The organism is Microbulbifer sp. ABF4_148 (assembly GCF_056158985.1).
Genome location: NZ_JBSWUI010000001.1, coordinates 1,283,331 through 1,295,866, shown reverse-complemented (window position 1 = coordinate 1,295,866; position 12,536 = coordinate 1,283,331). Strand labels below are relative to the sequence as shown.

Annotated in this window: 8 protein-coding genes; 4 read left to right on the top strand and 4 right to left on the bottom strand. The window is 59.5% G+C overall.

Features of this window, described 5'->3' with window-relative positions:
- Window positions 1–33: 33 nt before the first annotated feature.
- Both ACXAD0_RS05670 and ACXAD0_RS05665 read right to left on the bottom strand, forming a co-directional pair.
- Window positions 34–420 (bottom strand): cupredoxin domain-containing protein, encoded by a 387-nt coding sequence (locus ACXAD0_RS05670; RefSeq protein WP_475087393.1) that lies wholly within the window; start codon window positions 418–420, stop codon window positions 34–36.
- Window positions 417–2,666: a heavy metal translocating P-type ATPase gene (locus ACXAD0_RS05665; RefSeq protein WP_475087392.1), complete on the bottom strand. Its 2,250-nt coding sequence runs from the start codon at window positions 2,664–2,666 to the stop codon at window positions 417–419. The genes ACXAD0_RS05670 and ACXAD0_RS05665 overlap by 4 nt, the downstream gene beginning before the upstream one ends.
- Window positions 2,667–2,861: 195 nt before the next feature.
- On the opposite strand from ACXAD0_RS05665, the gene ACXAD0_RS05660 reads away from it, so the two are divergent.
- From ACXAD0_RS05660 to ACXAD0_RS05650, 3 genes are all read left to right on the top strand, one after another.
- Window positions 2,862–4,232, top strand: a complete 1,371-nt coding sequence (locus tag ACXAD0_RS05660) for a DnaT-like ssDNA-binding domain-containing protein (protein WP_475087391.1) — start codon at window positions 2,862–2,864, stop codon at window positions 4,230–4,232.
- Window positions 4,135–4,800: a replication protein P gene (locus tag ACXAD0_RS05655; protein WP_475087390.1), complete on the top strand. Its 666-nt coding sequence runs from the start codon at window positions 4,135–4,137 to the stop codon at window positions 4,798–4,800. The genes ACXAD0_RS05660 and ACXAD0_RS05655 overlap by 98 nt, the downstream gene beginning before the upstream one ends.
- 125 nt (window positions 4,801–4,925) lie before the next feature.
- On the top strand, window positions 4,926–5,633 hold the full coding sequence (locus ACXAD0_RS05650; protein WP_475087389.1) for an outer membrane beta-barrel protein: 708 nt from the start codon (window positions 4,926–4,928) through the stop codon (window positions 5,631–5,633).
- Window positions 5,634–5,657: 24 nt separating this feature from the next.
- Here the strand turns inward: ACXAD0_RS05650 and ACXAD0_RS05645 are convergent, their stop codons facing one another.
- Window positions 5,658–7,730 (bottom strand): phytase, encoded by a 2,073-nt coding sequence (locus ACXAD0_RS05645; protein WP_475087388.1) that lies wholly within the window; start codon window positions 7,728–7,730, stop codon window positions 5,658–5,660.
- Window positions 7,731–7,842: 112 nt separating this feature from the next.
- Entirely contained in the window at window positions 7,843–10,452 is a 2,610-nt protein-coding gene (locus ACXAD0_RS05640) for a TonB-dependent receptor (RefSeq protein WP_475087387.1), read from the bottom strand.
- A 173-nt stretch (window positions 10,453–10,625) separates the two neighbouring features.
- Here ACXAD0_RS05640 and ACXAD0_RS05635 point away from each other — a divergent pair, with 173 nt between their 5' ends.
- Complete coding sequence (locus tag ACXAD0_RS05635) at window positions 10,626–12,536, top strand: PhoX family protein (protein ID WP_475087386.1); 1,911 nt, start codon at window positions 10,626–10,628, stop codon at window positions 12,534–12,536.

Below are 12,536 nucleotides of genomic sequence, written 5' to 3'. Positions count from 1 at the left end.
AAACCATCGGTGCTCAGTACCGGTGGTTTCTGATTACTCAACGGTTAACACTCCGCGGTACATCTGCATTTGGCAGTGAAACGGATAATTACCTGGCTGCAGAACGGGTAGCTGGATGGCCCGGGATACATTTACCGGCAGTTGCGCACTGACTTCGAGATCCGGGAACAATACATATTCCGCACACGGACTCGGATCCTCGCGTAAGAAGTGCAGCGTCACCGACTGGCCCGCCGGTACACGCAGCTGATCAGGCTCATAGACACCATTGCGCACAATCACTTCGATCGGCTGTCCCGCCACAGCGGCCACTGCCGGTACATCTTTTTGGCCATCATCACGCACTTTTGCAGCCAGCCAGAACCACCACACGATCGCGGCGATCAACAACAGCCCGAGCAGGTTAATCAGTAATGTCATGATGCCTCCCCCTTACCTGACGGTCGGAACCAGCGCAGGCGATTGGCATTGCTCACGACCGTCACCGAGGACATGGCCATGGCCGCACCGGCAACCACCGGACTCAGCAAGGCGCCGGTAAAGGGATAGAGCACCCCGGCGGCAATGGGAATCCCCAGGGTGTTGTAAATAAAGGCGCCGAACAGATTCTGCTTGATGTTACGCAGCGTGGCGCGCGACAGCTCGATGGCATCAGCCACACCGTGCAGCGAAGAACGCATCAGGGTGACGTCAGCGGTTTCGATGGCAACATCGGTACCACTGCCAATGGCGAAGCCGACGTTTGCCCGTGCCAACGCCGGCGCGTCGTTAATGCCATCGCCAGCCATACCCACGTTCGCGCCAGCGGACTGTAATTCCGCAACAATCCGCTCCTTGTCCTCGGGCAACAAGTCGGCGTGCACACTGTGAATACCCAACTGCTGTGCCACTGCTTCCGCCGTATGACGATTGTCCCCGGTGAGCATATGTACCTCCTGGCCCAGCGCGAGCAATCGATCAACCGCCGCGCGCGCGTCCGCTCGGATCGGGTCGGACACGGCGATCACTCCTGCCAGACGCCCATCCACCGCCGCGTACATCGCCGAGCGTCCCTGCTGCGCGAGCGCCTCAATACGGCCAGGCCAATCTTCCAGCGCAATGTCGGCATGTTCCATCAACCGCCGGTTACCCAGCAGTACCTGACACCCGTCTACCTGACCCCGTACGCCCTGTGCCGTCACTGCGGCGAAATGCTCAACCTCGAACAAACCCAGTTGCCGATCGCGGGCGGCTTCCACTACCGCCTCTGCCAGCGGATGTTCGGAGCCCTGCTCCAGGCTCGCCAGCAACGCGAGCAATCGGCTATCGCCACCGGTGAAACCTTCGCGGGTTTCGATCTCGGTCAGCCGCGGGCGTCCCTCGGTCAGGGTGCCGGTTTTATCCACCACCAGCGCATTCAGGTCGCTGGCCTGCTGCAGCGCCTTGCCATTGCGAATCAACACACCGTATTCCGCCCCCTTGCCGACGCCCACCATCACCGACATCGGCGTCGCCAGCCCCAGGGCGCATGGGCAGGCGATAATCAGTACGGTGGTCAGTACCACCAGCATATGTGCGGCCCGGGGTTCCGGGCCCCAGTTAAACCAGACCAGGGCAGAGAAGACAGCGATGATCATCACCGTCGGCACAAACACCGAGGAGATGCGATCTGCCAGTTGGGCAATAGGAACACGGGAGCTCTGTGCGTTGCGCACCATTTCGATGATGTGTGCCAGTCGGGTATCAGACCCAACCCGGTCGGCGCGGAACAACAAGGTGCCGTTCTTGTTCATGGTCCCGGCGGACAGCGCATCCCCGCGCTTCTTGGGAACGGGGACCGGTTCTCCGGTAAGCATGGACTCATCCACCAGGCTCTCACCCTCGGTCACCTCCCCATCCACCGGCAGCTTCTCCCCGGGGCGCACCCGGATGAGATCGCCGACCCGGACCTGCTCCAGCGGCACATCCTGTTCACCACCATCGCGCACAACCCGCGCCTGTGGCTCCTGCAGGTCCAGCAGTTTTTCCACCGCGGCGCTGGTGCGCCCGCGCGCGCGAATCTCCAGTGCCTGACCGAGATTGATCAGGCCAATGATCATCGCACTGGCCTCGAAGTACACATGTCGTGCCGCCTCGGGCAGCCACTGCGGCACCAGCACAACCGCCATGGAGAACAGCCAGGCAGCGCCCGTTCCCAGGGCTACCAGCGTATCCATGGTCGCGCTGTGATGGCGGAATGCCTGCCAGGCTCCGGAGAAAAAATGGCCACCGCAAAACACCAGTACCGCCAGTGTGACCAGCCCGACCACACCCCAGGCCAGTTGATCAGCCGGGGTATTGACCATCATATTGCCGCCGGCCAGCCCCCAGATCATCAGGGGGATCCCCAGCCCCAGAGCCAGTCCGCAACGCAGTAGCAGGGCCCGAAAGTGGGTGCGCTCCTCGCGGCGCTGTTGTTCGCGGCGGTCGCGTTCGCTCTGCTGCGCCAGTTCCGCACCGTAGCCGGCAGAGGTGACGGCCGCGATACAGTCGGCACTCGGCGCATTGCCCCGCACTGACAGGGTACGATCGGCCAAATTGACCCGGGCCTCGTCCACACCGGGCACGTCGGCCAGGGCCGTCTCGATGCGGCGCACGCATCCCGCGCAGGTCACTCCGCTGAGCTGATAGGTTCGGGTTTCAGCCATATTCCTTCCTGGTTCTTCGACATTTACCGCCACTTCGCTACCTGTTCACGACATTTGGCCACCGCAGACCATGCTTCCGGTACCTGACGATAGGCCCAACGGCAGCGGACATGTTACCGCTGTTGCGGACCCACCGGACAAATTTGGCCGTCATCTGCGCCTGCGCGGGGACTGGCACAGTGGTAGAATCGCGCCATGACTCACCCGCTGCTACCGGAACGCCCCCTCTGCATCTCGCCCACTCTGGCCGCCACCATCGGCCTGGAGGAAGCGGTGTTGCTCAGCGCGCTGGGGGATCTACTGCCGTTCCTGCCGGTGGAATCCCATCCCGGCCGCGACTGGTACAGCGTAGAAGGTAGCCAGCTGCGACAGTTACTGCCCTTCTGGCAACCAGCCGATATCCAGCGGGTTGCTACCAGCCTGCGAAACCAGGGTGCCATCCTGCTGGGCTCCGCGCCCTATGGCAGCAGCGAGATGCTGAAGTTCTCACTCCCGGCGGATGAGCGAATGCCCACCGCCCAGAGCAACTTCAGCCACGCATATCCGACCAGCGGCCAGACGACCCAAGCCGGCGCGACTAACCTGCCCGCCCAACGCAGCGCCAATACCATTGCACCCTCGTGGCAACCCGATCGGGAAACCCTCGCACGGATTGCCCAGCTGGGGGTGCCAGAACATTTTGTGCGCGAGCAGCTTCCGGAATTTGTCACCTACTGGCGCGAACGCGGCGAGCCACGCCATTCGTTTGGCGCCCTGTTCCTGAAGCAGGTTAAAAGCAAGTGGGAAGCCTTCCGCGCGACGGCCCAGCGCAAGCAACCGCTGCCGACAGACTGGCGACCGGGCGAGGACACCCTGCGCAAACTGTCCGATGAGGGGGTACCGAGTACCTTTGTACAGCGCGGGCTGCAGCGCTTTGTGGATTACCACCGCAACAGCGGCAAACTGTCGATTTCCTGGGACCTGGAATTCAATGACTGGATTACCGAAGACTGGGAGAAACAGGACACGCCATTTATCGAGAAGCGCAAACCCACACCGATGACCCGCGATTGGCAGCCCAGTGAGCACACCTGGGAGCAGCTGCGTCGCCTCGCCATCAACCCGAAGTTTGCCGCCGAAGTGCTGCCCGAATTCATCTACAAATGGCTGGAACGCGGTGGCCACAGCGCTCGCTGGGGCGAGCAGTTTATTGAATATGCACGCGAGGAATGGGCCTACTACTGCCAGGGTATCGAGAAGAATCCCGTGGCCAAGCCCATTCCACGCAACTGGCAACCGGGCGGCGACTGCTTGAGCCATCTGGTAAACCATTGTGAAATAGACCGGGACTTTGCCCTTGGCCTGGTACCGGAGTTCATTCTTTACTGGCGCAGCCGCAACGAGGCGCGCAAAAGCTGGGATGCCATCTTTGTACGACATGCCCGCCACCACTGGGCAGAGCGCAACAAGCTGGCGATAGGACAGACACATGGCACACAACAACCAAACACTGACAACCAGCGCAGCGACAACCAAAGGACAAGGGACCGATCCGTCCTCGACATCGTCACAGACACAGACTGGTAGCGACGAGCAGCTCAATGCGCGCAAGCGTGCCCTGAACGAAGTGTTTGGCCTGCTAAAGCTGGGCTATCACAACCAGTTCAACGCCGCCTTCCCGGATACCGAAACACTCAACCACGCCAAGCGCCTGTGGCTGGAGTCACTGGCAGCGTTCTCGCCGGAGCAAATCGTCGCAGGCGCCAAGCGCGCCATCAAACAAAGCGAGTACCTGCCCACCATCCACAAGATGCTGCAGCTCTGCGCCACCGGAGACAACGGCCTGCCGGACGCCCGTGCCGCATACCGCGAAGCCTGCAACGCCCCGAGCCCCAAGGCCAACTGTGCCTGGAGCCACCCGGCCGTGTACCACGCCGGGCGCGAGGCGAACTGGTTCTTCCTCGCCAACAACGCCGAGTCCGTCGCCTACCCGGTATTCGCAGAACACTACCGCACGATCTGTGCGCGCGTGCTGGAAGGGGAGAGCCTGCCGGCCCCGGAACAGCCGCTGCTGGAAGAACAGCCGGGCAAGCCGCTCAGCAAGCGCGAAAATGCCGAAAAAATGGCGGCGCTGCGGGCAGAATTGGACCTTTAACACAGAAAAACGGTTTTTTACGCCGACAATGGATACAAGTGTCGGCATCGCGCGTAACAACCCCGGTTAGTCGTGCGACACAAAGCAATAACAACTTACTTATCCACAAAACAGCAGGTATCGCCATGACCCGGACTGCGCTTCTGCTCGTTGTACCCTTACTCGCTCTGACCGAAGCAGCCAACGCGAACTTTTTCTCCCACCGCTATGGCGGGCTCAGTCTCGGCTCTGCCGAACTGGATGGCTTCTGTCAGGCCAGTCAGACCAGCATACAGTCGCTCAACAATGCGGACCGATTGTCGGTGCCCGGTGACTGTGACAGCGGAAGCGAACACATCAAACTTTATGTCGGCTGGCGCTGGAAACCTCACCTAGCATTTGAGGCCAACCTGCAGCAATTGCGCAACAGCGGCTTTGATTTCCGACTCAGTGATGACCAGGGGCAGTACCTCAACATTGAAGAAGAAATGGAGACCAGTATTCTCAGCGGCCATGCGGTCGGCCATCTGCCGATCTATGCCGGCCTCAGTGCCTACGCCAAAGTCGGGCTCGGGTTCTGGAACGCCAACCTGAAGGAAAGCCAACGTGGCGAGGTGTTGCTGTTAGTCACCGACGGTGAAAATATTTTCGAGGAACTGGTCGCTGTCGATGGCAGCACCACGGTGAACGACAGTGGCTTCCTCTATTCCTATGGCGCCGGGCTCAGCTATCGCCACAACAACAGCTGGACCCTGCGCCTCGAGTGGGAAAATCTCGCCGACGTGGGCAGTGATGACCTCCTCGGCCAATACGACCTGCAGACCGCCTCACTCGGCTGGAGCATGCACTTCTAATCGGCGCAACCGGCGGACGGACACCTAACGTTGCCCGCCGTCCGCCCCAGGGTCCCCGGCATAGGTTTCTCCTGCCGGGCTCTTGTTCCGATCCAGCGCAAGCCCCGCCGCAATGTCTTGCCAGGACACCAGCTTGAAGTTCTGCGCGGCGTCCGGCAAGCGGTTGCGGCCATCCTGTACCACCAACATCCCCTGCGGGAATTCCGGTCCGAGAGGCGCACTGGTCACGTCCAGACCATCCGTTTCAGAGCTGCCATCAACACCCAGTTGCAGATTGTTCCCCACCCGGAAACGACCGAAAAATTCGCGGCCATCGCGGCTGAACACAGCATAACTGTCATCCCCCTGACTGGACGCAACCAGATAGCCCGCATCACCAGCCAGGTACAGCGCCAGCCCCTCGACATCCGCAACCAGTTGCTCGCCATCAGCCTCTGCCACCAGCGTCGCATCACCAAAGGTTGCCTGCGCGACGTTCTCCAGCAACCAGATACCGCGATCTTCTTCCCCAAAGAACAGGCGCCCGTTACTGTCATCCGCCACGCACCCTTCGACCTGTCCACGAGTTTCCAGCTTCGCCAGCGGAGCGAGTTGCCACTGTGCGGGCAACTCCCGCCAGCCAATTTGGAATTTATGCAAGGCCCCTAACTTGTCGGAAACCCATGCGAGCAATTGATCTCCACTCTGTTGCAGGCAGATACCGTAGGGATCGCCCATCTCCATGGCACGATGCCCCAGGTGTTCCACAGTCCCCACTGCAGTAATGCCAAACAGCTCCAGGCCAATTTGACTCCGGTTGGTCGCCGCGGCCAGCGCCACATAGGGTAAGCCCGCATCCTCGGGCAGCACGCGCAAATCTACATTATTCAAACGTCCGAGCGGAAACTGTGCGCGCAACTCTCCGGCGAGGTTGTAGACATTCAACCCCCTGCGCTTGTCAGTAGCCAGTATCAGACTGGCCTGTGGTTCGCGCGCATTGACCCAGATAGCGGGGTCGTCCGCCGCATCTCCGGCAGACTCTACCGGCTGCGTTTGTGCAACGGCCGGGACTTGCGGCAATGCGTTCTCCACAGGCACTTGCAATTGGGCTTCGGCACTGCCCGGAGTGTGAATAGACACCAACGATTCATCGTCCGCACTCAACACCAGCAACTGATCGCGATATCGTGCCAGCGCGCGTGCCGGGCCAGAGATTCTGGCTCGCGGATTACGCGTAGCGAGCGTGCCGTCCGCGGCAAGCGTGAAAGCCGCGACGCCCTCTTCGGCAGCGACCCAGAGCTCTGCGTGATCACCACGCGGCTGGCGCCACAGATCTTCAATACCGCTTGCAGGCAAGTTGGTATGCTTGAGCTGCTTGCGCTCCTCGTCGCGCTCCGCACTCGCATTCAATTGCCACACGCCAAAGGGTTCCTGTGCGACCAGTAACTGCGCACTCAGAGAATCCGTAGCACAGGCGGTCACGCCCGGGCCAGTCAAAATGGAGCGCACTTCTCGTGCGCGTATGCGGCCAGGACCTCCGGCAGAGGGCGCTTGTGTATAGAACACCAGTTCTTTAGCAAGCCCCTCCTCACCAAAGGTATACAGGTGTGCTCCCCCGGCCTGTCGAGAAAAACACAGCGCGGACTGGGGCGGCATTTCCAGAGACGTCACCGCTGCAAAGTGGGGGGCACTTGTCGAGTCGCCGGGGAGTAGCCGATGAATGCGTAGCTCACCACGGTCTTCAAAGTAGGCCGCGACTAACCAGCTGTCCTGCTCCCAGGGAATCGCTGCCAGTCGCTCGACACTGCCCGGCTCTACCGCCACCTCTGCTGCAGCCTCGTTTCCCAGGTCGAGCAACAACAGACCGCGCGCCTCGCTGGCGGCCAACAAATAAGCTTTGCCGTCCAAATCCAGAGGCTGCAACCTCGCAACTTCCAGGCCATTCATCGCCAGGCGGGACGTTTCTGCCGCGGCTGTCGGCCCCCTGTCGGAGACTGCGGCCGCGCTGTCACCGTGATCGGAACAGGCTCCGACGAACAAACTGACAACCGCCGCTCCGAGTACCGCGATGATTCTGCTACAAACTTTTCCGGATGCAGATTCGCTACACTTCAACATCAATCTTCTCTCCAAACACGACCACTTCGATGGCCGCACTTTTTCATTATTGGCAAACGCAAAAAGCCCGGCACCTTCACCCCAGGTGCCGGGCTCGCCTTATCGGCGTGACTTAGAAGCTGGCGTAGCGCAGACCCAATACATAGGTAGACCCGTACTCCTCGTACTGACCGTTGAAGCCGCGACGATTTGCGTAGAAGGCTTCGTCAGTCAGGTTTACGCCGCTGAAGAAGACCTGCAGGCCGTTGTCGAAGCGATACTCTGCGCTCAGATCGACTTGCATGTGATCGTCTTCATACAGGTCAAACGCCTCGTCTTCCATATCGACTTCCAGCAGGCGTTCGCCCTTGAAAGCGGCAGACAGACGCACGCTGAACCCTTCACGCTCGTAACCAACCATCAGGTTTCCAACCATATCGGATTGCTGCGGCAGAGAAATCGTATTGTCACGGCCACTGGCGGCACCCAGCCCAAGATCCGCTTCGGAATCGGTGAAGGTCGCATTGGCACGGAGCAGCAGACCGTTATCGAATCCGCGCGTCCACGCCAGCTCGGCACCAGTCAGTGACGCACTTTCACCATTGATCGGCTGCAACACTTCCGCCTCATCGACCGGCATGCCACCGACAAAACGGGTCAGATCAACACTGTCGCTGACATCGGCAACCACAATAAAGTTGTCGATATCCTTGTGGAATACACCCGCGGAGAACATACCCAGCGTATCGGCGTAGTACTCGAAGGAGAAATCCAGGTTGCCGGATTCAAACGGATCCAGCGCAGGATTACCGGCTTCAACTTCCAACTCACCCTCGTCATATTCGATCGCAGCGGGGGAAGGATTGAGATAACCAAATGACGGGCGTGCCAGAGATTCGGTATAGGCTGCACGCAGAACGATATTATCGCTGTAGTCGTATTTGAGGTTGATGCTCGGGAACAGGTTCGCGTAGTCGTTATCCGCCGACGTAGCGGTTACATAGACCTCTTCGGCAACTTCCTGCGCACCCGCTACCGCCTCAGCGGACTCTACCACCGCGAAGCCATTGGCAGAAAAGTCAGTGCTTTCGTAACGCAGACCATAGACCAGGCTGGCCTTTTCAAACTCTACCCGGTTCAGCACGTACAGCGCAGAAATATTTTCTTCCATCTCGTAGTCGCGAGTGGAATCCAGAGCCGTGTCGCTCTCGTTGAGTTCAAAACTGCTCAGATTGGCGCTGATAAAGCGATTCAGCGCACCCTGGTTAACTGCGGGGCCGAAGCCGGCAATGCCATAATCGAGAGAAGGCTGGACGAAGTCCGCCAGCGTGAAGTCACCGCCAAATCCGTCGTAGACCGCCGCATTCACATCGCTGGATTTTTCGCGACGACGCTCGTGCAGGCCAAACTGCAGTTCACTGATGCTATCGCCCAGCTGGATCTCGCGCGTCAGATCGATGCGGAAGCTCAGCTCTTCATCTTCAGTGAAATTGTTTTCGACAACCAGCTCGTCGAGCTCGTAGTTGGCTGCTTCAAACGCCGCCTGTTCGGCCGTCATATTCGGGATTTCGCCGGCGCTGGTGTAACCGAGGCGCAGCCCTTCCTGTACAAATACCGTATCACGGCGGCCAGGCTCGTTTTCCTCAGACTGGGAAAAGCCGAGTGCATACTCAACGCCCCACTGCTCGAGCGTTTGCTCGCCGCCCGCCACAACAGACAGAATCTTCTGCTCTTCAAAGCGGTCCTTCAGCTCTTTTTCCAGTGCTGCGTCTGACCAGATGGCACTGCCGTTGGCAATGGTATCCGGATCGTCATTTTCTTCATCCAGCTTGAATGAGTTGCGCTGACGCTGCTCGTCATCGGAGAAATCGGAATACAGGGTACGCAGGTACAGCGCGTTGTCTTCGTCCAGCTGCAGATCAAAGTTTGCAGCCAGTCCAATACGTTCACGGGTAATGGTGTAGTCGCGCTGCTCAATTTCCTTGGCACCGACGGCAGAGGTTCCATCGATCGCATCCAGCGGCTCCCAGGCACCATCCGTTTCGATATTGTCGGAACCAAACTTGCGATCCTGCCAACTGGCCGCGAGTGCAATACCCAGTTTGCGTTCGCCGTCCAGCTCGACGATATCCGTCATGGTCCCGGCAATCTTGGGACTGTTTTCTTCCGCAAGGTCGTTGTAGCTGTTTTCGACACTCATTTGCATGGTACGACCATCCCGATCGAACCCACTCAGACTTTTGATCTCGATCGCACCCCCGATAGAGTCCGCACTCATATCCGGTGTAAGAGTTTTGAACACCTCGAGGCTGGCGAGCAGATCGGAAGGAATGACATCGAGTGCGACCGAGCGACGCGAGGATTCTGGCGCCGGAATGTTCATCCCGTTGATGGATGCGGCATTCAGGTTGGGATCAATACCGCGAACACCAACGAAGCGACCTTCGCCCTGATCGCGTTCAATAAAGACGCCGGGCATACGCTGCAGAGCCTCACTCACATTGGCATCTGGCAGCTGGCCGATCGCGTCAGAGGTCAGCACAGCGACGACTTTGTCGGAATTTCGCTGACGCTCAATCTGGCTTGTAGCGTTCGCGGCCTGCGCGGTAACCACAATGGTTTCCAGTTCTGCCTCGACTGGCTCCTGCCCGAAGGCTGGTGCCGCGGCAATGGCCAGCGCCAGTGCACTGAATGGCATTGGGGCAAAGCGGGATTTTGCCGGCGCGTTTTTACTCATGGTCATATTTTTGACTTCTCCGAAAGTTAGGCTGTTGGCGTTTTATTTGGCCGGCAGGCTAGACTTTCGATGTGAACATCGTGTGACCTTTTTTTGAAAGTTAAAACGCACACCAATGTATTGCGTCGAAAATAATTTTTATCCCGCACGTGAACGTGCCTTTTTTCTGCAATAGAACCATGAAAAATACGCCAGACAATCCCGGCCGCCGCCAGGCGCTGAAGACCCTCGGCGCCGCCGGTGCGCTCGGAACCGGATCATTACTGCTTGGAGGCTGCCAGCGCGCTTCGGATGGCACCACGACGAATGCCCTGACCTTCACAGAAATCCCGCATGCGCTGGACGACCGGCATCACGTCCCGGAAGGCTATGAAGCGCAAGTGTTGCTGCGCTGGGGAGATGCACTATCAGCAGATATGCCAGAGTGGCAGCCGCTAAAGATGGACGCCGCTGAGCAGGCAAAACGCTTCGGGTATAACAATGACTTTATTGCGTTTTTGCCACTGCCATACGACCAGAAAAATGACACTAAGATTGCAACTCATCGTTCCGACCGGGGACTGCTGTGTGTCAACCATGAGTACACCCAGCCCCATCTCATGTTCCCCGGCTATAACACTGAAGAAAAAGCCACCCGTGGCGTGAGCGCGGAACATGTCGATATCGAAATGGCCGCCTGCGGACACACCATCGTAGAAGTTCGCTTCGACAACGGACACTGGCAGACTATTGAAGACAGTACATTTAACCGGCGTATTACGGTGAACACCCCCATGCAAATCGTCGGACCGGCTGCGGGCAGTCCGCGCATGCAGACCTCTGCCGATCCGAGCGGCACACGGGTGCTGGGTACATTGGGCAATTGCGCCGGCGGCAAAACCCCCTGGGGAACGGTACTCATTGCCGAAGAAGGATTTGCCGGCGCTTTTCAAGGCGATCCGGACAATGTTGCGGACGCGCGGGAAGCGCACAATCACCAATCGTTCGGAGTTGCCAACGACAACCGCAACTGGGGGGACTACCACGATCGCTTTGATGTCGAGAAAGAGCCCAACGAGCCGAATCGATTTGGCTGGATGGTGGAGCTGGACCCCCTCGACCCTGCGAGCACGCCGCGCAAACTCACCAACCTGGGCCGCTTCGAACACGAGGGCTTTACCCTGGTGACGAAAGCCGGACAACCGCTGGTCGCCTATGGCGGCGACGACGATGAACACCAGTTTGTATACCGCTTCGTGTCGCGGCAACCCTACTGGCCGGAAGCAGGTCGGGCCAACCGGCAATTACTCACCGATGGCACGCTGTATGCCGCACGCCTCAACGAAGATGGCAGTGGGGAATGGCTGCCACTGCTATTTGGCCGGGGACCACTCACGCCCGCCAACGGCTTCCAGAGTCAGGCCGATGTGCTCATCGATGCCCGTCACGCAGCGACGCTGCTGGGTGCCACGCCGCTGGATCGGCCGGAAGACGTGGAGACCAATCCGCACAATGACTGCACCTATGTGATGCTCACCAAAAACAAGAAGCGTGAAAAGACGGATGCCGCCAATCCACGCCCGGCCAATGTGGCGGGCCATATTCTCGAGCTCGTCCCCCCCGGTCAGCAGGGTAACCGGGACCATGTCTCGGATACCTTCCGCTGGAACCTGTTTCTGCTGGGCGGCAACCCCAATGCCGAGGACCCGCGCGAGCGCGGCGCCTATGGTGAGGCGAGCCCCGGTGCGGTGTCGCCGCACGGCTGGTTCGCCAACCCGGACAATGTGGCCTTCGATCCCCGCGGCAATATGTGGGTAGCAACCGACGGCTGCGAACGTTTTGGCTTCCACGATGGCCTCTGGGCGATGGCGACAGACGGTGCACAGCGCGCCATTCCCCGTCACTTTTTTGGGTGTCCTGTGGGAGCGGAAGTGTGTGGTCCGGAATTTACCCCCGACGGGACCACGCTATTCGTCGCTGTCCAGCATCCTGCGGAAGACTCCACGTTTGAAAACCCGCAACACCGATGGCCTGACCGCAACCCGGCCCTCCCGCCACGTCCGGCGGTACTGGCTATTCGGCGCAAAGATGGCGGTGTGGTTGGCAGCTAG